At 52.5% G+C, this 25,035-nt stretch carries 20 protein-coding genes; 9 read left to right on the top strand and 11 right to left on the bottom strand.

What is annotated here, in order from left to right; all coding sequences use genetic code 11:
• Positions 1 to 9 precede the first annotated feature (9 nt).
• The 3 genes from coaBC to PSE_RS01860 form a co-directional block, all read right to left on the bottom strand.
• Positions 10 to 1,212 (bottom strand): bifunctional phosphopantothenoylcysteine decarboxylase/phosphopantothenate--cysteine ligase CoaBC, encoded by a 1,203-nt coding sequence (coaBC, locus tag PSE_RS01870; protein WP_014283322.1) that lies wholly within the window; start codon positions 1,210 to 1,212, stop codon positions 10 to 12.
• A gap of 140 nt (positions 1,213 to 1,352) precedes the next feature.
• Positions 1,353 to 1,718: a hypothetical protein gene (locus PSE_RS01865; RefSeq protein ID WP_014283321.1), complete on the bottom strand. Its 366-nt coding sequence runs from the start codon at positions 1,716 to 1,718 to the stop codon at positions 1,353 to 1,355.
• Positions 1,719 to 1,876: 158 nt separating this feature from the next.
• Entirely contained in the window at positions 1,877 to 3,109 is a 1,233-nt protein-coding gene (locus tag PSE_RS01860) for a penicillin-binding protein activator (RefSeq protein WP_051125862.1), read from the bottom strand.
• Positions 3,110 to 3,465: 356 nt separating this feature from the next.
• Here PSE_RS01860 and rsmI point away from each other — a divergent pair, with 356 nt between their 5' ends.
• From rsmI to PSE_RS01825, 7 genes are all read left to right on the top strand, one after another.
• Positions 3,466 to 4,386: a 16S rRNA (cytidine(1402)-2'-O)-methyltransferase gene (rsmI, locus tag PSE_RS01855; RefSeq protein WP_041767821.1), complete on the top strand. Its 921-nt coding sequence runs from the start codon at positions 3,466 to 3,468 to the stop codon at positions 4,384 to 4,386.
• Positions 4,352 to 4,759, top strand: coding sequence for a YraN family protein (locus tag PSE_RS01850; RefSeq protein WP_008550364.1), 408 nt, complete (start codon positions 4,352 to 4,354; stop codon positions 4,757 to 4,759). Before rsmI ends, PSE_RS01850 begins: the two co-directional genes overlap by 35 nt.
• A 117-nt stretch (positions 4,760 to 4,876) precedes the next feature.
• On the top strand, positions 4,877 to 5,851 hold the full coding sequence (gene gshB, locus PSE_RS01845; protein WP_083841535.1) for a glutathione synthase: 975 nt from the start codon (positions 4,877 to 4,879) through the stop codon (positions 5,849 to 5,851).
• A 192-nt stretch (positions 5,852 to 6,043) separates the two neighbouring features.
• Complete coding sequence (locus tag PSE_RS01840; protein WP_041767819.1) at positions 6,044 to 7,570, top strand: YifB family Mg chelatase-like AAA ATPase; 1,527 nt, start codon at positions 6,044 to 6,046, stop codon at positions 7,568 to 7,570.
• Positions 7,571 to 7,634: 64 nt separating this feature from the next.
• Positions 7,635 to 9,881, top strand: coding sequence for a PAS domain-containing hybrid sensor histidine kinase/response regulator (locus PSE_RS01835; RefSeq protein ID WP_208998066.1), 2,247 nt, complete (start codon positions 7,635 to 7,637; stop codon positions 9,879 to 9,881).
• 261 nt (positions 9,882 to 10,142) lie between these two features.
• Positions 10,143 to 11,084 (top strand): GNAT family N-acyltransferase, encoded by a 942-nt coding sequence (locus tag PSE_RS01830; protein ID WP_128647431.1) that lies wholly within the window; start codon positions 10,143 to 10,145, stop codon positions 11,082 to 11,084.
• A 699-nt stretch (positions 11,085 to 11,783) separates the two neighbouring features.
• Positions 11,784 to 13,766 carry a transglycosylase domain-containing protein gene (locus PSE_RS01825; RefSeq protein ID WP_014283311.1) on the top strand — a complete coding sequence of 661 codons (1,983 nt, stop codon included), beginning with the start codon at positions 11,784 to 11,786 and terminating at the stop codon, positions 13,764 to 13,766.
• 2 nt (positions 13,767 to 13,768) lie between these two features.
• Here the strand turns inward: PSE_RS01825 and PSE_RS01820 are convergent, their stop codons facing one another.
• From PSE_RS01820 to rph, 6 genes are all read right to left on the bottom strand, one after another.
• A complete protein-coding gene (locus PSE_RS01820) occupies positions 13,769 to 14,512 on the bottom strand; it encodes a M48 family metallopeptidase (protein WP_014283310.1) in 744 nt (247 codons plus the stop codon).
• A 175-nt stretch (positions 14,513 to 14,687) separates the two neighbouring features.
• Entirely contained in the window at positions 14,688 to 15,101 is a 414-nt protein-coding gene (locus PSE_RS01815) for a DUF2852 domain-containing protein (RefSeq protein WP_041767818.1), read from the bottom strand.
• Positions 15,102 to 15,208: 107 nt separating this feature from the next.
• Entirely contained in the window at positions 15,209 to 16,729 is a 1,521-nt protein-coding gene (phaZ, locus tag PSE_RS01810) for a polyhydroxyalkanoate depolymerase (protein ID WP_051125972.1), read from the bottom strand.
• Between the two features lie 373 nt (positions 16,730 to 17,102).
• Positions 17,103 to 18,266, bottom strand: a complete 1,164-nt coding sequence (hemW, locus tag PSE_RS01805) for a radical SAM family heme chaperone HemW (RefSeq protein ID WP_041767815.1) — start codon at positions 18,264 to 18,266, stop codon at positions 17,103 to 17,105.
• A gap of 81 nt (positions 18,267 to 18,347) precedes the next feature.
• Entirely contained in the window at positions 18,348 to 18,989 is a 642-nt protein-coding gene (gene rdgB / locus PSE_RS01800; RefSeq protein WP_014283305.1) for an RdgB/HAM1 family non-canonical purine NTP pyrophosphatase, read from the bottom strand.
• On the bottom strand, positions 18,989 to 19,708 hold the full coding sequence (rph, locus tag PSE_RS01795; RefSeq protein ID WP_014283304.1) for a ribonuclease PH: 720 nt from the start codon (positions 19,706 to 19,708) through the stop codon (positions 18,989 to 18,991). The genes rdgB and rph overlap by 1 nt, the downstream gene beginning before the upstream one ends.
• 191 nt (positions 19,709 to 19,899) lie before the next feature.
• On the opposite strand from rph, the gene hrcA reads away from it, so the two are divergent.
• Both hrcA and PSE_RS01785 read left to right on the top strand, forming a co-directional pair.
• A complete protein-coding gene (gene hrcA, locus PSE_RS01790) occupies positions 19,900 to 20,985 on the top strand; it encodes a heat-inducible transcriptional repressor HrcA (RefSeq protein ID WP_051125860.1) in 1,086 nt (361 codons plus the stop codon).
• A 16-nt stretch (positions 20,986 to 21,001) separates the two neighbouring features.
• The gene (locus PSE_RS01785; protein ID WP_014283302.1) at positions 21,002 to 21,820 is read left to right on the top strand and encodes a molybdopterin-synthase adenylyltransferase MoeB; all 819 of its coding nucleotides are present in this window, start codon (positions 21,002 to 21,004) and stop codon (positions 21,818 to 21,820) included.
• A 184-nt stretch (positions 21,821 to 22,004) separates the two neighbouring features.
• Here PSE_RS01785 and PSE_RS01780 read toward each other — a convergent pair whose 3' ends face one another.
• Together PSE_RS01780 and aqpZ are read right to left on the bottom strand one after the other, a co-directional pair.
• The gene (locus PSE_RS01780; RefSeq protein WP_014283301.1) at positions 22,005 to 24,083 is read right to left on the bottom strand and encodes a TonB-dependent receptor domain-containing protein; all 2,079 of its coding nucleotides are present in this window, start codon (positions 24,081 to 24,083) and stop codon (positions 22,005 to 22,007) included.
• Positions 24,084 to 24,317: 234 nt separating this feature from the next.
• Positions 24,318 to 25,022, bottom strand: a complete 705-nt coding sequence (aqpZ, locus tag PSE_RS01775; RefSeq protein WP_014283300.1) for an aquaporin Z — start codon at positions 25,020 to 25,022, stop codon at positions 24,318 to 24,320.
• Positions 25,023 to 25,035: the final 13 nt, after the last annotated feature.

The raw sequence follows: 25,035 nt of genomic DNA, 5'->3' as shown, positions 1-25,035 counted from the left end.
GCAGGGCTCTCAGGAAAGCTCTGCGATTTTCTGGACGAGCTGGCGGGCCACTTCGTCCTTACCCATTTTCGGCCAATCCTCGACGCCGCCATGTGTCACAAGCCGCACCGTATTGTTGTCACCACCCATCACATTATTCTCGGGGCTGACATCGTTTGCTACAATCATATCTGCGCCTTTACGCTCTAGCTTTCCGCGCGCGTTGGCGATGAGATCATTTGTTTCGGCAGCAAAACCAACAACCAGTTTCGGGCGTTTGTCTTGTAGGTGACCTACTGTTTTCAGGATATCCGGATTTTCAACCAGGTTGAGCGCTGGTGGTAATCCGCTGCCGTCCTTCTTTATTTTCTGGTTGCTGTCATGTGCCACGCGCCAGTCAGCAACGGCAGCTGCCATAATCGCGATGTCAGCGGGGAGGGCGCATTCTACAGCGGCCAGCATGGCGTTTGCGGATTCAACGCGGATGGTTTCCACGCCCTTCGGGTCCGCCAGAATTGTAGGCCCGGAAACCAGTGTCACCTGTGCCCCGGCTTCGGCAGCGGCTTCGGCAATGGCGTAGCCTTGTTTGCCGGAGGAGCGGTTGGCAATGTAACGTACCGGATCAATGGGCTCATGCGTTGGGCCAGCGGTGATGACGATACGCTTACCCTTCAAAGGCAGGGATTTGGGAGAAAGGAGGTCTTCAATCGCAGCTACAATTTCCAGCGGCTCTGACATGCGGCCATAGCCAGCCTCGCCTTTTTCCGCCATTTCGCCCGCGTTCGGTCCAACGAAGTGAAGGCCATCAGCTTTCAGTTGTGCCACGTTTCGCTGGGTTGCCGGGTGGCTCCACATTTTGGAGTTCATGGCAGGAGCAACGAGAACCGGCTTGTCGTTTGCCAAAAGCACACAGGATGCCAAATCATCTGCCAGTCCGTGAGCCATCTTGGCCATGATGTTTGCAGTGGCAGGAGCAACAACGACGAGGTCAGCTTCGCGAGAAAGGCGAATGTGGCCCACATCATGCTCCGCTTCGCGATCAAACAGTTCGGTGAACACGGTGTCGCCGGTCAAGGCGCCAACTGCGAGAGGTGTGATGAACTGAGAGCCGCCATTGGTGAGAACCGCACGAACCTTTGCGCCACGCTCCTGAAGGCGGCGGATCAGATCCAGCGATTTATAGGCCGCAATTCCGCCTGTGATGATGAGAAGAATACGCTTGTCTGAAAGCATTATTAAAACCACCTTTTGCGCGGGCGTAGACCCACCAACTCATTTCCTGAGCTAGTTCTATCCGTTTTCCCTACGGATTTCATTAGTTTCCTAAAGGCTATTCGTCCCATTGGGTAAATCGCGGTGGCGCAGATCCGGGATCAGAGCCTGAACTTATCCGGATGGGGCCAGATTTCCTGTTCGGGCCTGTAAAATTGCATCAGTTCAATGAGGTTTCGACCGTCTTGAATGAAGGCAACCCAGACACCCTCTGCCGGGCTTTGCGGGGGCAGAATAACGTTTTTGCCCTTCAGGGCTTCATGCAGGTCATCAACCACATAGGCAACGTGGGGCGTTGTTTTGATTACATCGGGAAGGGGATTGTCATCGTCAAAGTTCATCCACTCGATGGCGTAGGGGCCATCAAAATAGCCGGTGGCTGTCAGCTTCAATTTTTCATTGTGGTCCGCTTCCGGCAGCTTTTCGCTGGTTGGGATGCCAACATGGTGAAAGCGTAGTTCCTGCATCGCTGTGTGCCCTTGTTCGGCATGAGACAAAACCAGCCTAAGCCAGAGTAATCACCGTAGGGCCAACAGGACCAGCACAATTAGAAGGATCTGAAAATGCCAATAAAAAAAGCCCCGCTCTGATGAGCGAGGCTCTTTAACATCAGATTTTGCGAGGCTTAGAACTGGCCTGCAAAGCTGCGCGGTGCCGGAGCAATTGGCTCAGCTTCGCGTTTGCCGGTCACAGCGTAAACAGCCAAACCCCGATTGTTCAGGCCATCCTGCTGGAAGCGGAAGATGCCATCAATGCCAAGGAAGCCATCACGGTTGGTCAACACACGGTCAGAGAAGCGATCTGGCCCAGCGGAACGCACCAGCCCAGCGGCCAGAATGGTTGCATCATATGCCAGCGACGCATTGCGCGGTGGCTGAGAACCATAGGTTTCGCGGTAACGGGTTGCGAGACGCTCGAAGCTCTGGTTATCCGGACCCGGGAACCAGCTGCCGACCATGACTGGAGACTGAAGGATTTCTGGCGTGTTCCACTGACCACTGCCGATCATCTTCACTTCGCCAAGGTTGGCGCCCATCTCGGTCATCACCTGCACCACGAACGGAGGAACACCGCCACCTTCAGGCACAAACAGAGTGTCCACCTGAGAAATGGAGCGGCTCAGGCTGGCAACGCGGGCACGAATATCTTCCGCATTGCCTGGAATGTAGCGCTCAATGGTGATGATGCGGCCATTCGTTTGCCCAACTGCCTGACGGAAGGCTGCTTCAGCAACTGCTCCGTAGGCATTGTTTGGAAGCAAGGCTGAGTAGGAGCGACGTTCCTGCTCTGCTGCGTAAGAAACGATGCGGTTTACGTCAGAAACCGGCAGATAGCTGAGCAGATATGTACCCGGCTTGGCTGCGTTGGTATCAGAGGAGAATGCAACGATTGGAACACCAGAACGACGTGCAACTGCTGTTGCACCCTGAACAGCTGGCGCGAAGACAGGGCCGATCAGCAGCTCAGCACCTTCGCTGATTGCCTGCTGTGCCGCGATGCTTGCGCCTTCAGCGGTGCCGCCGGTGTCTTTTACGAGGAGCTGAATGTCAGCGCCCTGAAAATCTTCTAGTGCCAGCTTGGCAGAATTTTCAAAGAGGGTTGCCACAGAAGCAGCGGACTGGCCTTCGCCTGAGTACGGCAGAAGCAAACCAACACGTACTGAACCGTTGCCGATAGCACGACCAGAGACCAATTGCGGCTGCCCGTTCGGGTTTAAATCAGGCTGAAGAGGAGTGTTCACCGATGAGAAGTTAGGTGAATTAACACAGCCAGCCAACAGGACCGAGATGCCAAGTGCAGCCCCTGTCACAAGTTTGCGGAAGCTCATTCCACGCAGTGTGGCTGATCCTAAGCTCATGGATGCCCCATCTATTCCGAAGGCCGTAAAATCAATCCTTCGTTTAACAAGGAATGAAATCCGGCAATTTACATTTAGAGTTGGCGACATGCCCGCATGCACTCAGCTCTAATCGATTGTTTTGCGCCGTCCCTATCCAAAAACCGGTTCCCACTTTTCGGGGAGAGGCTGTCATTTGGTTTATTTCTACAGATCCACCGCAGTTAATACAGCCTCAACCCAAGGAAATCCGCGATTTTTTTAAGGATTCTGTCAAAAACTCCCCGTTGTAATTAGTCATTTTGCGGTTTGTTGGTTAGATGTGCACTCTCTACTGTGCAAAACTTGCTCCATTCTGGAGCTTTCATGAGGCGACCATGGATCATTCCGAAGCTGCATCTGAGCGGAAATACTACATAGGCGAGCATTCGCTGAACGCTAAACGGATTGAACCGGGCCTGCACATCGTCTCGACGCCAATAGGCAATCTGCAAGACATCACCATTCGCGCGCTGGAAACCCTTGCAGCCTGCGATCTTATTGCCTGTGAAGATACCCGTGTGACGGGTGTTTTGCTGCAACGTTACGGCATCCGCACGCAGATGATGACTTATCACGAGCACAACGCCCAGAAGCAGCGTCCGAAGATTATGGAAGCGCTTGAGGCGGGCCGTGCGGTGGCTCTGGTTTCTGATGCCGGGACACCATTAATCTCTGATCCGGGCTTCCGTCTTGTGGGTGACGTGGTTGAGCAGGGGCACAAAGTAATTCCCATCCCTGGTGCCTCTGCCATGCTAAGTGGTCTGGTTGGCGCCGGTCTCCCGTCTGATACGATTTTGTTCGCCGGTTTTTTGCCAAACAAGACCCACGGCAGAAAGAAGCGTCTTGAGGAGCTGAAGGATATTCCGGCAACGCTGGTGTTTTATGAAAGCCCACACAGAGTTGGGGCATCGCTTGCTGACATGAATGAAATTCTCGGGAAGCGACAGGCCGTTGTGGCACGAGAGCTGACTAAGCGATTTGAGACCTTTCAGCGAGGAACCCTTGCAGAACTGAGTGATTTCTTCTCGGGGGATCGCCCCAAGGGAGAAATTGTTATCCTTGTCTCACCACCTGAAGAGCAGGAACTGACCGAGGTTGATGCAGACGCGCTGCTGCTGGAGGCATTGAAAGAAATGCCAGTGAGCGCAGCGGCGAAGAAAGTCTCCAAAGCAACCGGGGTGGATCGAAAAACGATTTATGCCCGTGCGATGGAGCTGAAAAATGCAGGATCCGCAGAAGACACCGAGAGCGACTAAGAGCAATCTTCTCAAGAAGCAAGCGGCTTACCGCAAAGGGCTACAAGCGGAGCTGAAGGCCGAGATGCTGCTTCGTCAGGCGGGCTGGCAGATTCTGGAAAGACGCTACAAAACCAAGCAGGGCGAGATAGATCTGATTGCCGAACAGGACCAGACAATCGTGTTTGTGGAGGTGAAGGCACGGCGGGGTGTGGATGATGGCTTATATGCAATCACGCAACGCTCTCAACGACGGATCGCCAATGCCGCGCGGGAATGGGTTTCTCACCACCATGAAGTGGTGGGAAAAACCTTGAGATTTGATGCGGTTATTCTGCCAAAGCACGGGGAAGCCCAGCATTTTCCTAATCTTTTCGAAGCTGAAATTTTTTAGGAAACAAATATTTTATCGCAAAAATGTAGACAAATTGCTTTCTGACCCACATATCTGCGGCTAACATCCATTATTATTTACGTGGATTTCTACCCCTGCGTTATTTTAGGAGTGCCTATGCCCCAAGCAGCTACTTCTGGTGCCAAGCGGCCGCTTAAAGTCGCGGTTCAGATGGACCACATCTCCACCATCAACATTGCAGGCGACAGTGCTTTTGCCCTGATGCTGGAAGCGCAGGATCGTGGTTACGAACTGTATCATTACACTCCGGAGCGGCTGGCGCTTTGGGGTGAAAAGGTGATGTGCCGCGTTGAACCAGTGACGGTGCGCGATGAAGCTGGCAACCACTTCAGCTTTGGTGAACCACAGCGCGTTGATATGTCCGAAATGGACGTGGTGCTGATGCGTCAGGATCCTCCGTTCGATCTGGCTTACATTGCAGCAACCCACATTCTCGAGAAGCTCTCGAAGACAACGCTTGTGGTGAACGATCCGATTTCCGTGCGCAATGCGCCTGAAAAGCTGTTTGTGACCCAGTTCGCTGATCTGATGCCGCCAACACTGATCACCCATGATCGCGAAGAAATCGATGCATTCCGCGAAGAACATGGCGATATCGTCATGAAACCGCTGTTTGGCCATGGCGGTGCTGCGGTGTTCCGCGTGACACAAGACGATCTGAACTATGGGTCCCTCTACGATTTCTTCTCCGTGACTTTCCGCGAGCCATGGGTCATTCAGAAATTCCTGCCAAATGTAAAGCACGGTGATAAGCGCATTCTGCTGGTGGATGGTGAGTTTGCAGGTGCAGTGAACCGTGTGCCTGCTGAAGGCGATCTGCGCTCCAATATGGTTCGTGGTGGCTCTCCGAAGGACAGCGATCTGACAGAGCGAGAAAGAGAAATCTGTGCTCGCCTTGGGCCAACGCTGAAGGAGCAGGGCCTCATCCTCGTTGGTATCGACGTGATTGACGGAAACCTCACCGAGATCAACGTGACAGCACCGACGGGTATTCGCGCCATTCAGAAACTTGGCGGCCCTGATGTAGCGGCCCGGGTTTGGGATGTGCTGGAAAGAAAGCTGGAAAGCTAAACAAGATCAAGGCTCTGTTTCACGACAGGGCCTTTTCATTTTTATTGGATCAGCCGTTTCTTTAACTCAAGAAATTACCTGAAGCTTTTAAAGGAAGCTTTCGTATTTCTGAGTATTCAAGGCTTGTGTGTTTCCCCTTCGTTCCTGCTTAATTACTGCAATTCTGATAAATTGTGGCTGCAGGAGTGTCTGGTGTTTTCTCGCATCTCTACCGTTTCCTTTCAGGGCGTCGATGCTGCCAATGTTGATGTGCAGGTGCAGATCAGCCCCGGCTCTGTCTACTTCACTCTCGTTGGACTGCCAGATAAAGCAATTGCAGAAAGCAAGGAACGGGTACGCTCCGCACTCATTGCCTCGGGATTGGCGCTACCAGCCAAGCGCGTGACGGTGAACCTTGCGCCGGCAGACCTTCCCAAGGAAGGCTCCCACTACGACCTGCCGATTGCTCTGGGACTTCTGGTGGCCATGGGAGCTCTGCCTGCTGAGGCGGTAGAAGGCTTTGTTGTTATTGGCGAACTTGCGCTGGATGGCAGTATCTCCCACGTCAACGGGGCTCTGCCAGCCGCAATCGCAGCTGTTGCCAATGAGAAGGGATTGATTTGTCCGGCAAGTTGCGGATCAGAGGCTGCATGGGCCGATGAAAACCTGAAGATCATCGCAGCAAACTCACTGGTTCAGCTTTATCGTGCTCTCAAAGGGGAGATTACACTATCCGATCCGAAACCGCGCAGTTCACCACTTGCCGCTGGTTCTTTGGACCTTGCAGATATTCGTGGGCAAGAGACTGCAAAACGTGCTTTGGAGATTGCTGCCGCAGGCTCTCATAACTTGCTGATGGTTGGGCCCCCAGGTTCCGGGAAAACCTTATTGGCCAGTAGATTGCCTTCGTTGCTCCCACCGCTTTCTGCTCGTGAGCTGCTGGAAGTTTCTATGATCGCTTCGATTTCAGGAGAGCTGGAAGATGGCGCTTTAAGCAATCAACGCCCTTTCAGAGCCCCACATCATTCAGCTTCCATGGCTTCTCTGGTGGGTGGAGGGATAAAAGCCAAGCCCGGTGAAGTCTCGTTGGCTCACAACGGCGTTCTGTTTTTGGATGAGCTGCCGGAGTTTGACAGCTCCGTTCTGGATAGCCTTCGGCAACCAATCGAGAACGGAGTGGCAACGATAGTGCGCGCTAACTACCGCGTCAGCTACCCATCTAAAGTTCAGGTGGTTGCAGCAATGAATCCATGTCGTTGCGGTTATGCTGGCGAGCCCGGGCATACCTGCCGACGAGGAGATAAATGCGCCAGTTCCTATCAGTCACGCGTATCTGGACCTTTCCTTGACCGCATGGATTTGCAGCTGCACGTGCCAGCAGTTTCAGCAAAGGACCTGATCAGTCCAACAACTTCGGAAAGCTCCGAGACTGTGGGCCAGCGCGTGGCAAGAGCGCGAGCAATTCAGCAGGCACGTTATGCATCGCTGGGACTGGACATAACGGTAAACGCTCATGCAAGTGCACGGATCATCGAACAGATTGTTGCACTTGATAATGGCAGTAAGGAGTTGATTGAGCAGGCTTCCATTCAGTTTGGACTGTCTGCGAGAGGCTATCATCGCGTTTTAAAACTCTCTCGCACAATCGCAGATATGGATGGCTCGGATAAGGTGCAAAGGATTCACCTAGCTGAAGCGCTGAGTTTCAAGCGCTCTTCGGCCTATTTGGCGGCAGCATAATCTGTTATATCCTACCAATTGAATTTTACTGATTTTCCGAAATAATTCGGCTGGAGCAAAAGCAGTGTTGAAGCGGAGACTAAAAACCGAGGAGAGCACCCACGTTGTTACTCAGGCTCGCGTGTCTCTTATCAAGCAAACAGAAGTCTCAGAGCAGTCCTCGTTTATTCTCAAGAGCCTTTCCATCTTCGTTGGCGTTGTTTGTCTTGCAATCGCGCTGCTTCTGACGGATTGGCGCTCTGCGCAAAGCCTTTATGTGGTGCTGCTTGCCTTTGGTGCCGGCGCTGTTCTGTTCCGCCGTTTTCCTGCCAGTGATGTGATTGCACAAAGCTGGAAAGCTGCCCAAATCCAAAGTGAGGTGGAGCAGCTGGAAGATCCTTCTGAACTGGCAAGTGATGCGGATTGGCAGTTGCGTGAAGCCGATGATCGGCACCGTTCCATTCTGGATGCGCTGGGCGCTATTGTTATCCGCTGTGACAGCAGCGGTCTTGCGCTCTCCATCAACGATGCTGGGAAGCGGAACTTTCCTGCTGGATTTGGCATTGAAGTGGGCAAAGCCATTCACTTGCCATATGCAGAAGACTTCACGCCAGAACTTGAAGAAAGCGCCGCAGGAACAACGGAAGATGTTGCCTTGCGCACGAAGCACGGTACTCGTTGGTATTCGCTGCTGCGTTTGAGCATTCGTGACGGCAGCGGTGGTGCTCCGATTATCCAATGGATCCTCACGGATGTGACAGACCGGCGACACGCAGAGCAAAAGCTACGTGCAGACCGGGACCATGCCGCAAATGCCAGTGAAGCTAAATCTCGGTTTCTCGCAATGGTTAGTCATGAAATCCGAACGCCGCTCAATGGCGTGCTGGGCATGGCCGATTTGCTTGACGACACTTCAACAACTGCCGAGCAGCAGAACTACATCAACGCTATCAGAACATCTGGCTCAACGCTTCTGATGCTGATTGATGAGGTCCTTGATTACTCAAAGATCGAGGCCGGAAAACTGGAATTGGAGACCGGAACGATAGAACTGACGCCGTTGATCGAGCGTGTGGTGGAACTGTTGTCTCCCAAGGCTCATGCCAAAGGGCTTCAGATCGGTTCTTACATCGCACCGGAAGTCCCGGAGACGATCCAGAGCGATCCAGCACGGCTTCAGCAGGTGCTCTACAATCTGGTCGGCAACGCAATCAAGTTCACGGAGCAGGGCGGTGTTTCACTGGTCTTGCAGGTGTCGCAGGATTCCGCTGGCAATCATATTTTGGAGTTTGCAGTAAAAGACACTGGCCCTGGAATGGATGACGTGACTGCAGCGCGCATCTTCCGGGAGTTTGAACAAGGTGAATATGGACGCGACCGCAAGTTTGATGGTGCCGGATTGGGACTGGCGATTTCCAAGAGACTTGCAGAGTTGATGGGCAGCTCGCTGACTGTTCAAAGTCAGCTCGGATGTGGTTCGACGTTCCTTCTTGAAATGCCACTCGATCAGATTGTCGATGAGGCTATTGAAGAACATTCAGAGCACATTGCAATCCTGACCAGTAATCATATTGAAGTTGATCTGGTTCAGAGAACTCTGATCAGCAACGGTTTTGTTCATACCCGAGTGCTTGATCCAGAAGATTTAGAAGCAAATCTGCTTAGAGCACAGCTTGATCGCCTGTTGGTTGGCGAAGAGTATGTTGAGCGTATTCGCGACTTCTACCAGCAGCATTCTACTCATGCTCCTGAGATCATCGTGTTCATCAAACCTCAGGAACGAGCTCGCATTGCCGATATCAAAACTGGCGAGTTTTCTGGCTACCTGACACGTCCTGTACGCCGCGCATCTTTGTTGCGCGTCATTGCGCTTGGTCTCGAAGTTGAAGAAACGGATGAGCAAAGCAGTGCGCTTCCAGAGGAGATCAAGCAGACGACAGAACCGCAAGAGCGCGTGCCTCATCTCAATGTTCTTGTGGCAGAAGACAATCCGATCAACTGGATGCTGGTCAAGGCGCTACTAAGCAAACTGGGGCACCACGCGGAGCTCGCTGAAGATGGGCATAGGGCTGTCACTCTCAGCACAACCGGAACATTTGATGTGGTTCTGATGGATCTGCACATGCCAGGCCTTGATGGACTGGAAGCGATTTCCCAAATTAGAGGCAGAGAGGATAGTTCTGCGGATCAGGTTCCAATTTATGTTGTTTCAGCAGATGTTATGCCGGAGGCAAAAGAAGAGGCCCTAAAAGCTGGTGCAGATGGATTTTTGAGCAAACCCCTAAAAAAGCAGGATCTCGAAGCTGTGCTAAAGCGGTATGCTAAGGGGTAACTTGGTATATTTAGCCTGTTCAATATCAAGAGGCGGTTGTTATACTCAGGTTAACTGTGGTGACAGCATGGTTTAGCAGATATGGGCACGCTTAAGCGGATAAATGTTGGTGTTATGTCACTCAACTGTCCTAAAACGAGCTTATATCAGAGATTGACTACCCAAAATTGACATGGGTTACTCGATTGGTGCAAATTCAGAAAGGCGTTCTCATTATTGCAATGTTTTTTAAACACCTAAGCAATATGAGATATTTATAGTATGGCTGGATCTGGACATCTTTCCCCGATGAAAGTCCTAAGAAAAATCACACCGAACAAGCTTGCAGGGCGACCTGCGCCGCGGTGGATCCCACAGGCAATGCTGGGAAAAATGCCGGAGGCAGGACAAAGCCTCGGTAAGATTGGACCGCTTGAAGTTCGCCTTTCCAATGGCGCTAAAGAACTCAAGATGTCTCAGCGTTTGCGCTACGAAGTGTTTTACGAAGAGATGTCTGCGATTGCAGATGCTCAAACACAGCTGAGCCGCCTTGATCGCGACAGTTACGACGAGATCTGCGATCATTTGCTGGTAGTGGATCACAACAGTCAGGTTCGTAATAAACCGTTCTCCAAACTGAAGCCCCAGATTGTTGGCACATATCGCCTTCTCCGTCAGGAACTGGCTGAGTTGAACGGCGGTTTCTATACGGCTGGCGAGTTTGATATTCAGGGCATCTTGGATCGTCACAGCGACCTGAATTTCATGGAGCTTGGTCGCTCCTGTGTTCTGAAGCCTTATCGCACCAAGAAGACCGTTGAACTGCTATGGCATGGCATCTGGTCTTATGTGTTGATGCATAATGTAGATGTGATGATTGGTTGTGCTTCGATTGAGGGCACCGATCCTGATCTGCTTGCAGAACAGCTTTCCTTCCTGCATCATTTTGCCGGAGCTCCAGAAGAGTGGCGAGTTTCAGCACTTCCTGACCAGTATGTGGACATGAACCGCATTCCTAAAGATCAGGTAGATCAACGAGCTGCGCTGCGTTCATTACCGCCGCTCATCAAGGGTTATCTGCGCCTTGGTGCCTTTATCGGTGATGGTGCTGTGATTGACCACCAGTTTGGCACGACTGATGTGCTGATTATTATGCCGGTTTCCAAGCTGAACTCGCGTTACGTGAATTACTATGGCGAGGATGCTAGTCGTTATTCCAGCTAGGTTCTCAAAAGCGTCCCATTCAATGAAGGGCGGGTTTCCGCCCTTATTGTTTGCGTCAATATCGATATACGCTCTGCAGTTTTGGTCACTGATCCTCGCAATTCGCGTGAATGGTTTAACGCAGAATTAAGCCTGTTTCCCTAAAATCGTTCGTGTTTTGTATCCAGGTTACAGTCTCCCTCCCAAGCAGTCTGTGGCCTGTGTTTGTTCAGGCATGCTCGGTCTTATCTGATCGCCATCGCCTGAGATAAGTGATTAGTATCGGGGTGATTTGGAGTTATGGCGACTGGCCAAAATGGAAATGGCAGAAAACGGAGGCCTGTGCGCCCCGGGCAACGCCCTTCCGGCAGACCACCTCAGCAACCCGGTGCCGGTCAGCCTAAACGTCCCCCACAATCACAGCGTCCTCGTTTGCAAGGCGTAGCACTGCGGCCTGAAGACGACGAGGATTACATCCGCCGTCCAAACAGGGTTGCGGCTACGAACAAACAGGCGTCCCCGCGACCACGTCCTACACCACAATCTCCCTCAGCACCGAGCAGAAAACCTGCGACGCTGAGGCCACGACAAACACAAAACACCGCCACCAAGCGGCCTGCGAAGAAGCCGAGCCAAAAGGCGAAGCAGCAGACATTAGCAGCACTGGATGCCGCAACATCCTCTGGAAAGCCCAAAGGCCAAAGTAAGTTCCGGCGGTTTATGTGGAAGTCACTGCGCTTCTGCATGTACTGGAGCGTAGTGCTTGGCATCTGGGGCATCGTTGTTGTCGGCGGTATTCTTGCTTATTACGCGGCGCATTTGCCGCCAGCCTCGGAGTGGGCTGTGCCGCAGCGGCCACCAAATGTGCGCATTGTTTCTGCAAATGGCACTTTGATCGCAAACCGTGGAGACACGGGGGGGGAGGCCGTTCGGCTGGAGCAACTGCCGAAGTACTTGCCTGATGCTGTGATGGCGATTGAAGACCGGCGGTTCAAGTATCATTTTGGGATCGATCCAATTGGTCTCGCCCGTGCAGCATTTGTGAACTACACCAGCGGGCGAACCGTTCAGGGTGGGTCCACTCTCACACAGCAGCTGGCTAAGAACCTGTTTTTGAAGCCAGAACGCACCATGCAGCGTAAAATGCAAGAAGTGGTGATGGCACTGTGGCTGGAGTGGAACTACAGCAAAGAAGAAATTCTGGAGATGTACCTGAACCGAGTTTATCTCGGCGCTGGTGCTTATGGTGTCGATGCGGCGGCTCGGGTTTACTTTGGTAAATCAGCACGACTGATCAATCTAGCCGAGGCTGCGACCATTGCAGGACTGCTGAAGGCACCGAGTAAGTATGCTCCAACGCGTAACGCGCAGTTGGCTGAAGGGCGCGCGCAGGTGGTGATTGCCGCTATGCATAGCGCGGGTTTCATCACGGCAGATGACGCGAAAAATGCCCTGTTTAATCCGGCACATGTGGTCACCAGCCACAACAGCAGCAGTGGCAATTATGTTGCTGATTATGTGATGGAGCTCTTGCCGGGCTATGTGGGGTCTATCGGTGAAGACATCATCGTCGACACGACGATAGACTGGGACATGCAGCAGGCGGCAGAAACAGCGCTTACCTCACGTATTGCGGAGTCGCGCCAAGAGTTTAACGTGACCCAGGGGGCTGTGGTTACGCTCAATCGCAGTGGTGCAATCCGCGCTCTGGTAGGCGGGGTTGATTATCGGAAGAGCCAGTTCAACCGTGCGGTTTATGCGCGCCGACAGCCTGGCTCTGCCTTTAAGCCGTTTGTTTATCTGGCAGCGCTGGAACGCGGGCTTGGGCCGAATACCATTCGCCGTGATGCGCGCGTGACGTATCGCGGCTGGACCCCGAAGAACTACACCAAGCGCTATTATGGTGATGTGACACTGACACAGGCACTGGCATTTTCCATCAATACGGTTGCTGCCAAACTGGCACATGAGGTCGGGCCTGCAAATGTGGCGCGAACTGCGCGGCGCTTGGGCATTACTTCCTCTTTGAAGTCTAATCCATCGATTGCACTAGGTACCTCTGAGGTTACTCCATTGGAGATTGCAGCAGCTTATGTGCCATTTTCCAATGGCGGATATGGTGTGGTTCCGCATGTGGTTCGGCAGATCCGCAACGAGAAGGGTGAAGTGCTTTACCGGCGTTCTGGTGATGGGACAGGGCGTGTTGTTCGGGGTGATAAGCTCAGCGAAATCAACAGTATGATGGCGCAAACCATTTATGGCGGCACAGGTAAGCGGGCATTGTTGGCGGGGCGTCCTGCTGGCGGCAAAACCGGTACCACTCAAGGTTATAAAGACGCCTGGTTCATTGGTTACACGAGTTCACTGACCACTGCTGTCTGGCTTGGAAATGACAACAACAAGCCGATGAAGAAGGTGAGTGGAGGGACGCTACCGGCAGAGATCTGGGCATGGATAATGGAAACGCAGCATCAGAACATTCCGATTGCACGGTTGCCGGGCGTGCCGATCAACCTTGCGGAGACATCTCCATTGCAGAAGCCGGGTACAGCACCTGCTCGGCGTCAGCCAACCTTTGTGACTGCTCCTCAGCAGCCACAGCCGCCGCGGCCAGCTGTGCAGGCTACAACTGCTCCACCTCGGCAAAACAACAACAGCGCCAGCCCTTTGGATCTTCTTGGAAGACTATTCGGAGGTGGGTAGAGTTACTCTTGCCCGTACAAGTGTAGCTGCGAGCCGTGCTCTTTGAGCCAGCGTTGGGCTTGCTTGGTGTGAGGAGCCAGTTCCTCACAAATGCGCCAGAACTCCGGTGAATGATCCAGCTTTACAAGATGGGCGACCTCATGAGCCGCCACGTATTCCAGAATATCCGGCGGAGCCATCACAAGGCGCCATGAGAAGGACAGCTTGCCATCGTGGGAGCATGAGCCCCAGCGGCTTTTGGTGTCTCGTAGTGTGATGCTGTGATAGTTGCGGCCGAGCTGTTTGGTGAAGTGCCGTACATGGCCTTCAATATCATCCTTGGCCAGTTTACGCAGGAAGTCTTTGGTTTTGCGGTGGAAGCTTTGCGTTTCACCGGGCAGAAGCAGCAGCGGCTCTTCGGTTTCCTCTTCCATTTCAAGCTGGGCCAGACCGCGCAATTTGCCTGAGGAGCGCAGGGTATGCAGCACGCCTCTGATCGGGATACGGGCATGTTCTTCAAACTTTATGGAGTCCGGGCGGGAGCCTAATCGCTGCTTGAGCCAATCCACTTGCCGATTGGCGAAGTCCTGCGCTGTTTTCAGGTTGCCTCGGGCTGGGACGGTAATAACCGGGGTTGGGTCTCCCGGTGGAATTCTGAGGATGTAGCGCTTTGCTCTTGAGTTTCGTTTCAGGCGGATCTGCAGGGACTTATGGCCCAGATCCACCTCAATAAACTCCGGTAAAACCTTTGTCGCAAAGAACCCCATGTCACCTCAAAAATTGCACTGATTGCTCTCGTTATTACAGAGAAAAGGGTGATTTGAAAGTCAACCAGTGCCATTTACTTTAGTGCGCTGAAGTCTTGCAACACAGTTCAAACGCAGAAAAGGGTGCCCTGCCAAGACAGAGCACCGGATGCTTGTTATGAACCTTTAAGACCCATTAGATTGCTTCACCTGCTGAAGGTTCGCTTGGGCGGTTGTGACGGTTTCTCATGAACCGGTCGAATTCTTCCTGATCTTTAGCCCGACGCAGGTCGTTCATGTAATCATCGAATTCCTGACGCATGCTGTCGAGCTTTCTGCGCTCTTCTTCCAGGCGGTTCAGTTCTTTTTCACGGTAGTCGTCAAAAGCAGCGTTACCGCTGCGGGTCGCAGTTTGCATATTATCCATCGCATTTTTCAGATTGCTACGATTCCACTGGCATTTAGCTTCACGCTTCCAGCCATTAAAGTTGTCGCCCCACAAGATGTAGGCAAGCATAGCAAGACCAAGAGGCCAGAAAACTACGAATCCCAGAACCATAAGTGCAATACTTAGAGGATTCCAGGAGGGTTTTATTGCATTTACATTCATTAAAATCACCCCTTCTCAAATCAACAGACTTGAGATGGGGTGGTTCTATTTTCTTTTCAAGATATAGAATGAAATTTTATTAGACGATTGGTTATATTCACTTACATTCAATTAGAATGCACTGAATCATTGAGGCGACGCGCCTGCTCAACCCAATTGTCGCGAACCATGCGGCCACGGATGTCCAGACGGTCATCCAAAGCGGCTGCCTGATCTTCTGTCAGGTTTGCAATCTGCCAGTAATGGAATATGCCAGCGCCGTTCAGCGCACGCTCCAGTTTCGGCCCAACACCGCTGATCAGCTGCAAATCGTCGGCGGCACCTTTTGGCTCAGCCAGCAGGATTTCGCGCAGAGGATCTCCCGCAAACTTCTCAGAGGGGTTATCGCGAAGCGCTTTTTTAGCAGCACGTTTAGTGGCTTGCTCTGCACGAACATTTATCGGATTGTCCTGAATGAACTTTACGATGCGCGGTGCAATTTCGGAGCGGTACTTTGAACCGTTGAAGACCCCGTAGTGACCCACACCCGGTTGGATGTAGTGTAAGCGGCGACTGGACGGAATGTTTTCGGCCAGTTTTTGCGCGGCCTGCGTTTGGCCAACGCCGGAAATATCGTCGTTTTCACCCTCAACGGTGAAGAGTGCGGTGCCGGTGATCTTTTTCGGATCGACCATCTTGCCACGATGCATCATCTCGCCCTTAGGCAGAGAATGTTCGATAAAGACGGTCTCGACTGTCTGAAGATAAAATTCAGAGGTCAGATCCATGACAGCAAGATACTCATCATAAAAATCACGGTGCTTTTCAGCGCTGTCGCCATCACCTTCAATCAGGTGCTGGAAGAAATCACGGTGAGCGACCATGTGGCGGTCCAAATTCATGCTCATGAAGCCGGAGAGCTGCAAGAAGCCCGGATAAACCTGGCGAGTGAACCCTTTGTGCGGGAAGGGTACTTCCATGATGACATTGCGCTTGAACCAGTCGATGCCCTTTTCGACGGCCAGATCATTCACGGCAGTTGGCGCTTCGCGGGTGTCGATTGGACCACCCATCAGCGTCATGGTTGCCGGAGCGCATTTATCTCCATTTTCTTCCATCAAAGAGACGGCAGCATATACTGGGACTGATGGCTGACACACAGCAAGAACGTGCGTGTTTGGCCCCAGATAATGCAGCATTTGCATGATGTATTCGATGTAGTCGTCCAGATCGAAGCGGCCATCCGCTATAGGCACCTGACGGGCATCTTCCCAATCTGTGATGTAAACATCCAGATTTGGCAGAAGAGCCTCAACAGTACCACGCAGCAGTGTCGCGTAGTGACCGGACATAGGGGAGACGATCAGGATTTTCGGGTCGTCTTTTCTGCTTTTCGGCAGATCCCGCTTGAAGTGCAGCAGGTCACAAAACGGTTTGGACCAGATGACTTCCTCAGTGATGTCGACTTCTTCGCCATCAACAACCGTGGTGTAAAGCTCAAACTCCGGCTTGCCATAGCGGCGGGTCACACGTTCCAGCATCTCACAGGATGCGGCGACTGTGCGGCCAACTTGCGTGTGCGCCATCGGGTTCAGCGGATTTTGAAAATACAACCGTGTCATATCCGCTGCAGCCCGGACAGGGGACATCGCTGCATGGTTCATTTCATACAAATGGTAGAACAGCACAGAATGTTTCCTCCCCAGACGTTCGCTTCAGCCAACTCTCGTTCATGTAGTTTTTTGATTTCCGCAGCACGAATACACTTTAGCCCGAAGTGCTGCACCGCAAAAGTATAGGCAGCCCTATACCTTTTCAGCAACATAGACTCATGGAGAAATACAAACCAACCTTAACTTGCATTGAAGATCAATAGGTTCTTCACCGCTGCCAAAGTGGTTGTAAGTGTAACCGACCATGTTGCATTGCACAATATGTAAAATAATACCCCAATCGAATCGAGTAATTCGAATGCAATTATTTCACTAAGTTGAAATTGCTAATGAAATTTATTTGGTAATGCTAATCGGAAGCTAGCTCAGCAATTACGGCATTCAGTAGAGGAAAGCCTGTTTGCGTTGCACGCAGGCGGGTGTTGCTCACCCATTCCACCATTCCGTTTTCCTGCAAGTTGAGCAGGCGTTGCGGATTAAACTGACGACCAGAGAGCTGTTCATAACGGGGCACGTCGATGCCTTCATGCAATCGCATACCCATCAGCAATAGCTCATCACCTTGCTCATCACGAACAAGTCTATCTTCAGAAATAGCGCCGTGGCCTTTGGTTTCAACCAGCCCCAGCCATGTTTCCGGATGCTTTTCGGTGGACGTGGCCAGTTTGGTGCCGTCCTCCAACGTCAAACGACCATGAGCACCTGGACCAACGCCGACATAGTCACCATAGCGCCAGTAAATTAGGTTATGCAGGCACTGAGCATCAGGCGCGGCGTGGTTGGACACCTCGTAGGCCGGCAAACCGCGGGCAGCAGTGATTTCCTGTGTCAGGTCAAACATGTCTGCGGCCAGATCAGGGTCCAGCATTTCCAGTTTTCCAGCTGCGTAGAGGCGCTGGAACATGGTGCCGCTTTCGATGGTGAGCTGATACATGGACAGGTGGTCAGCTGCCAGATCGATGGCGCGATTGAGCTCCTGCTCCCATGCCTTCAAAGTTTGGTTTGGGCGGGCGTAGATCAGGTCAAATGAAATACGCGGGAATGTTTTGCGCGCAATTTCAACGGCTTGAATCGCTTCCGAAACAGAATGCTGACGTCCAAGGATCTTCAGTTCCTTGTCATCCAACGCCTGAATACCGACGGACAGGCGGTTTACACCAGCGGATCTGTAACCTGCAAAGCGGGTCGCTTCCACACTGGTTGGATTGGCTTCCATGGAGATTTCAGCTGTATCCGGCAGATGCCAGAGGCGGGCGACCTCATTGAGAATGGTCTCAACGATTTTTGGCTCCATGAGAGAAGGCGTGCCGCCGCCAAAGAAGATGGAGTCGACCGTGCGGCCCGGCACCATCTCCGCATAGCGTGCCAGCTCTGTTGCCAGAGCTTTGGCATAATGCTCCTGTGAGACCGGCTGATGGCGTACGTGGGAGTTGAAGTCGCAATACGGGCATTTTGCCAGACAAAATGGCCAATGCACGTAAATCCCAAAGCCGCCAGCCGGTGACACAGTCATTCTTTTTCCTTTGCACTTGCCAAAGATTTTTCTGTACGAGTTCTTATCCGAAAACCGGAAGCCACTTTTCGGGAACGCGCATTACGCCGGCAAGCACTCTTTCTGAAACTTAACAAAGGCGCGGGCGCGATGAGACAGGGCCTCGCCTTCCTTCGTTGTGTGTTTTTCTTGTTTGTCCATTTCGCCGAAGGTTCTGTCGAACCTTTCTGGTACGAACATTGGATCGTAGCCGAAACCTTCCAGACCGCGTGGTGGCCAGGCCAGCTCGCCGTGGATTTCACCGCGATAGAACTGGGTATGACCATCCGGCCAAGCCATGCACAGCACAGCCACGAAGTAAGCGGTGCGATCTGTTGCGCCAGTTTCTGTCAGCTTGTCCTGCACAGACTGCATGGCAACACCAAAGTCTTTGCCCGGTCCTGCCCAGCGTGCGGAATAGATGCCCGGATCGCCGTTCAGGCCGTTTACACAAAAACCGCTGTCATCTGCAAGAGCTGGCAGGCCTGTAACCGTTGCTGCAGCCAGAGCTTTGATTGCCGCGTTTGCTTCGAAGGTATCGCCATCTTCAACCGGCTCTGGCAGGTTCAGATCACCAGCAGAGAGAACCTCGAAGCCGTGCGGGGCAAGCATGTCCTGAATTTCGCGCAGTTTGCCTTTGTTGTGGCTGGCAAGCACGAGCTTGCCAGGTTCCAGGCGGCGACTTTCTGTTGTTTCTGCCTGCATTAGAGCACCGTCAGCTTCTGCAGCTCAACCAGTTTAGAAATGGACTGTTTTGCAAGGCTCATGAGCTGGCCGAGTTCTTCTTCAGAGAATGGCTCACCTTCAGCAGTGCCCTGAATTTCAACGATGCCGCCCTTGCCAGTCATGACGAAGTTCGCATCTGTGTCAGCGGAAGAGTCTTCTGCGTAGTCCAGATCAGCAACCGGAGTGCCTTCGTAAATGCCGCAGGAGATCGCTGCGATGTGGTCTTTCAGAACCTTATCGGTCTTGACCATGTCGCGCGCTTCCATCCACTTCAGGCAATCATGCAGAGCAACCCATGCGCCGGTGATAGACGCGGTGCGGGTGCCGCCGTCTGCCTGAATGACATCGCAGTCAACAGTGATCTGACGCTCACCCAGCGCACCCAGATCAACAACAGCGCGCAGAGAGCGGCCGATGAGACGCTGGATTTCCTGAGTACGGCCAGATTGCTTGCCTGCGGAGGACTCGCGGCGCATACGATCATGTGTTGCGCGTGGCAGCATGCCGTACTCTGCAGTAACCCAGCCACGGTTCTGACCACGGAGCCACGGCGGAACGCGCTCTTCCAAACTTGCTGTACACAGAACGTGGGTATCGCCGAATTTGATCAGGCAAGAGCCTTCGGCATGCTTTGCAACACCGCGCTCCAGGCTGACTGGACGCATTTCTTCAGGTGTACGTTTGGATGGACGGTTCAAGGTAAGCTCCCTCGGGTTGCTTAATAGCTATAATCTCACAAATGGTATTGCGGATCTTTTAGCTGCGGATTGCCGCAAGCGCAAAGGCTGGTTTTGGTTTGGGAGCTGATTTTCTGCTAAAATTGCGTTTTGGCTGTTCAATTGTCCTGTGCTAGGGATTGAAGGAGGCCTTTGCCCGAAACCTGCTGTTGATGTGGAGTACCGATACCGTGACGAGCGTTCCTCCTTCTGTCCCTCTTGAGGATCTTGATGAGCGTTCCCGCGAGATCTTCAGGCGTATCGTCGAGAACTACCTTGATACCGGTGAACCGCTTGGCTCCCGCAATCTTGCACGCGGCCTTTCCCAGCCCCTTTCTCCGGCCTCCATTCGCAACGTGATGGCAGACCTGGAGCATCACGGACTGCTCTATTCCCCGCATACCAGCGCAGGCCGCCTGCCAACACAGTCGGGATTGCGCCTGTTCGTGGATGGCTTCCTTGAAGTGGGTGACCTGACTAAGGAAGAACGCCAGCAGATTGCTGTTCAGGTGAAGGCCAAGGGTGGAGATAAAACACCGGAACAGGTGCTGACGGAAGCCAGCCAGATGCTCTCTGGCCTTAGCCGTGGGGCAGGAGTTGTTCTTTCTAACAAGACCGACACAACGCTTCGCCACATCGAGTTTGTGCAGATTGAGCCGCTGAAAGCGCTCGTCGTGCTGGTGAGCGAGGATGGATCGGTTGAAAACCGCGTTGTTGATCTGCCCGCTGGCCTGCCGCCTTCTGCTCTGACAGAAGCTTCTAACTATCTGAACTCCATCATCCGAAACCGTACCCTTGCCGAGGCGCAATCTGAGCTTGTTCGGCAGCGAAACGAATTTCAGGCAGAGCTGGATACACTCACCTCTAAGGTGGTGGATGCAGGTGTTGCTGTTTGGGGTGGAGACAAGAATGATCCCGGTACGCTTATCGTGCGGGGACGCTCCAACCTGCTGGAAAACGTGGGCGCGAAGGAAGATCTGGAGCGCATTCGTCTGTTATTTGATGACCTTGAAAACAAGAGCGAGCTGATCCGGTTGCTGGATCTTGCCAAGGGCGGTGAAGGCGTACGTATTTTTATCGGCTCGGAAAACAAGCTGTTCTCGCTTTCCGGTTCTTCCTTGATCGTTTCCCCATACCGCGATAGTGAACAGCGCGTTGTGGGCGTTCTTGGTGTTATCGGGCCGACTCGTCTCAACTATGCGCGTGTCATTCCCATGGTGGATTACACAGCCCGACTGGTGAGCCGCCTGCTCGGCTAAACTATTGGAGTCCCACTTGCTTTCCCTTACAGCTTCTGAACTGGAACGTTACGCTCGTCATATCGTCCTGCGCGATGTTGGCGGCCCAGGACAACAAAAACTAAAAGCTGCGCGTGTTCTGGTGATTGGAGCAGGGGGACTTGGAGCTCCGGTTCTGCAATACCTTGCAGCGGCGGGTGTTGGCACCATCGGCATTGTTGATGATGATGTTGTGTCCCTCTCCAACCTTCAGCGTCAGATCATCCATGATACTGAGAAACTGGGAGAGCCAAAGGTTGCCAGTGCTGCTGAAGCGATTGCTCGCCTGAACCCGAATGTGCGCGTCGTTCCGCATCCAACCCGCATCAACGGACAAAACGCCATGGCGCTCATCAATGACTACCATATCGTCGTTGATGGCTCTGATAACTTTGCCACCCGCTACCTCGTTTCAGATGCGTGTTTTTATGCTGGACGGCCTTTAGTTACTGCTGCTGTGGGCCAGTTTGACGGATCCGTTACGCTGCTGAAGCCCTTCGTGCAGGATGAGGATGGCAACTACATTAACCCAACCTACCGCTGCCTTTTCCCGAAACGCCCTGAAGCTGGTTCCATCCCAACCTGTACTGAAGCAGGTGTGTTGGGTGCCTTGACCGGGCTTGTCGGTACGCTTCAGGCTCTTGAGGTGATTAAAGAGATTGTTGGGTTTGGAGAAGGCCTGATCGGGCGCATGTTGCTGGCTGATACCCTGAGCATGCATTTTGAGACCATCAAATACAAACGCGCCAAGAAAAACCCACTTAACGGCGACAATCCAAAGACCTGGACCGAGATGCTGGAAACGGAGCACGGCTAAATAGCTCTCATCACGGCTTAAAGCGCCCCTCACTTTTCAGCGATACGCTGTAAAAAGAAAGCGGCGGAGAATTGCTTCCCCGCCGTCTCCAGCCCTCCGCCACAAAGGGCCTGGCCTCATTCAGGCAAATCTGTCTCACCAGCATTGCCAGACACACCGCACTCACAGCGCGCCGAAAAGAGGCTTAGAATGTTTTCGCCAAGCTAAGCTTGAAGGAACGGCCTTTGCCTTCAGATGAGCTCAAGTGAGATTGGAACTTCTTATCAAAGATGTTTGTCACACTTGCTCGTACTTCAGCACCTGCAAATGCGCCTTCCTGAGGCTTCCAGCTCAAGTTGGCCTGATGCAGAGCGTATCCTGGAGTTTTGTTGTTTGGATCTTCCGTGCGATTTTGCGGAGCATAGACATCTACACGCCAGGATGCATCCAAGCTCCACGGCTGGTACTTGTAACCGACGCGCAAGAAGCCGTTATCTGCGGCAACGCTTTCAAGATACTTGTCTTTATCGCCAGAGGTATCATTACCACGTGTAATTGTGGAGCCGAAGCTGCCGTACCAGTTTGGAGAGTCATAGGCTGCTTCCAGCTCCAAACCGCGAAGGAGTGCTTCTTCAGTGATAACTGTCCGGGCAAAGGTTCCATCAAACACCGTAGAAATGTGGTTCTCAATAATGTTGTAGAACCCTGTTGCTTTAAAGCGGATCGCATCATCTTGCTGCAGCGTATCATCAAACGAGAACGTGAAGCCTGCTTCAAAGTTATTGGATTTTTCCAAATCCAGATGTTGCAGCTTACCGTCAACAATGTTGCCATTGCTGAATGTTTCATCCACGGTCGGCAGGCGTTCTGTGTGGGCGATTGAGCCGAATACACCAAACCAATCATTGACCTTATAAAGCGCTGCAATCTTTGGTGAATATGCAAACTTCTTCAGCTCTTCATCACTGGCGACACCATCACCTGGCTTAAGGCGCGTATAGTCAATGCGCATGCCTGGTGTCAGCGTGAGCTTTTCTCCAACGATGATCTCAGCTTGACCGAATATGCCAGCAAGCTCGGTTCTTCCTTCCGGGTGAGACCCTGAACCCGGCTGAACAACACCGCCTGATCTGTAACGTGGGTTCAGACGCTCTCTGTTCAAGTACTCACCACCATATGTGAAGTAAGTTTCGATATTTTCTGAAAGATCAAAGCGAGACGTGTTCTGCAGGTTGGCCTGCCACGTCGTGTAGCTGTACTTTGCCCGGTCACCGAAATAGATATTTCCGGGATGTTTTTGATCAACTTCAGTATCAGAATAAGAGATCTGAGCTTCGATATCTAACAGGTCATTGCCATAAAAGGTGTTCTCGTAAGCAAGTACCGCAGTTTGGTCATCGACGATGCGATCTGTCAGACCGAAGGCATCGCTGTAGGTGAGCTGATCGTATGGCAGGTTTTCACCATCAGCATACAGGCGCTGATAACTGGCTTCAATCTTCTGATCTCGGTTTGTGCCAAAAGTATAGCCCAACTTCGCCAGGCCTGATAGCGAGGTGATGTCACCGTTCTCAAGTTCCTTGCCTTTTGCAGCATCGTAATTGCCGGACTTACGATACTGAAAGTTGGCCAGAAACTCGAGATCCTCTGTCGGTTTCACAGCCGTAATGATAGAAGCAAGTGGTGAGTTACCATTGGATTCCCAAGAAGTTTTGGCGCGAACCGCATATTTGTCATCACCCGCAAGAAAATCACTCGCATCCTTTGTTTCAAGGGCGATCACACCAGCAATTGCTCCTGCACCATACAGAGTAGAAGAAGCCGGGCCGCGAAGCACCTCAACTCGCTTCATCAGCTCGGGGTCAGTGAAGAGAGATCCCATCCGGTACTGTTCAAAGTACTTTTTGACGCCATCGACCTGAATGATAATTCTGCTTTCATCTGCAGCAAAAGCGCCACCAATGCCGCGAATATTGAAGCCTTGCCCGAACGTTGCATCAGGATTGGTAACAGACACGCCAGGTAAAGCATCAATGATTTCACCCAGCGTTGAAGCCTGAGCAGCGTCAATTTCTTCCTGACCCACAGCAGACACGGATTGCGGCGTATCAATTGCCACCTTCTCCTTGCCTGCATTTACGATGATTTCATCCAACATTGTTGCTGGGCTCTCAATTTCAGCCGATTGTGTGGCTTCCTGCGCTGAAACAGCTGCAGAAATCAGGGCGAGCGAGAGGGTCGTGCTGGCCAGAAGGGCCGCACGGGAGTAGCGCGAATTAGACATGATCGCCTCAGTCTGAATTTGTATGGGAGTGGCTGGCTGAGACGCTGCTTTAGCTAGCTTGAGTCTGCATTTTGCAAACGTTGTTTCTAGCTGTGTTTTATAAATATGAGTATAATAGTCAAGTTTTAATTGAGGGGTTTTCCCTAGCTGGGGATTGAATGAGCAAATGTAATAGGCCCTGCTCACATCTTTTCAAACGTGAGCAGGACTGAATTATACTGGAAATTCTGTCGGTTAATCGGTCTCTTCACGCCCGCAGGTGCCGATGATCCAGCAGACAGCTGCTCCGACTAAAGCGCCAACGATTGGGGCAAACCAGAACATCCAGAGCTGCTCGAGAGCCCAACCACCGTTGACGATAGCTGTTGCGGTGGAGCGAGCCGGGTTCAAGGATGCGCCGGAAATCGGGATTGCGATGATGTGCATGCAGGCCAGCATGAGGCCGATGGCGAGCGGTGCAAGAGCTGCAGGCGCTTTCTTCGACGTCGCGCCGATGATCACGATCAGGAACATAGCCGTCACGGTAATTTCCGTAATTGCCACTGCGATTTCAGAGAAGCCGCCGTTGGAGTGTTCTCCATAGCCGTTAGAGGCGAAGCCTGGAGGATCACCGGGGCCGTGGGCGAGAATGGTCCAGAACACGAAGGCGGCGGCTGTACCACCGATAACCTGGGCGATGATGTAGGGAATTACATCTGCGGTTGGGAACCGCTTGGCGGCCCAGAGGCCGATGGTCACCGATGGATTGAAATGAGCACCTGAGACATTGCCAAAAGCGTAGGCCATACAAACAACTGAAAGACCAACAGCGAAAGCCACACCCAGCAGGCCAGATCCGCCATACCATTCAACCGGTGCGTAGGAAACCAATGCCCCGCCGCACACCGCGGAGACCAGAGCAAAGGTTCCTACAAATTCTGCGCCAAGTTTCCTCAACATGACACTTCTCCTC

Source organism: Pseudovibrio sp. FO-BEG1, from assembly GCF_000236645.1.
Lineage (GTDB): Bacteria > Pseudomonadota > Alphaproteobacteria > Rhizobiales > Stappiaceae > Pseudovibrio.
This window is presented reverse-complemented; position numbering and strand designations above follow the sequence as displayed.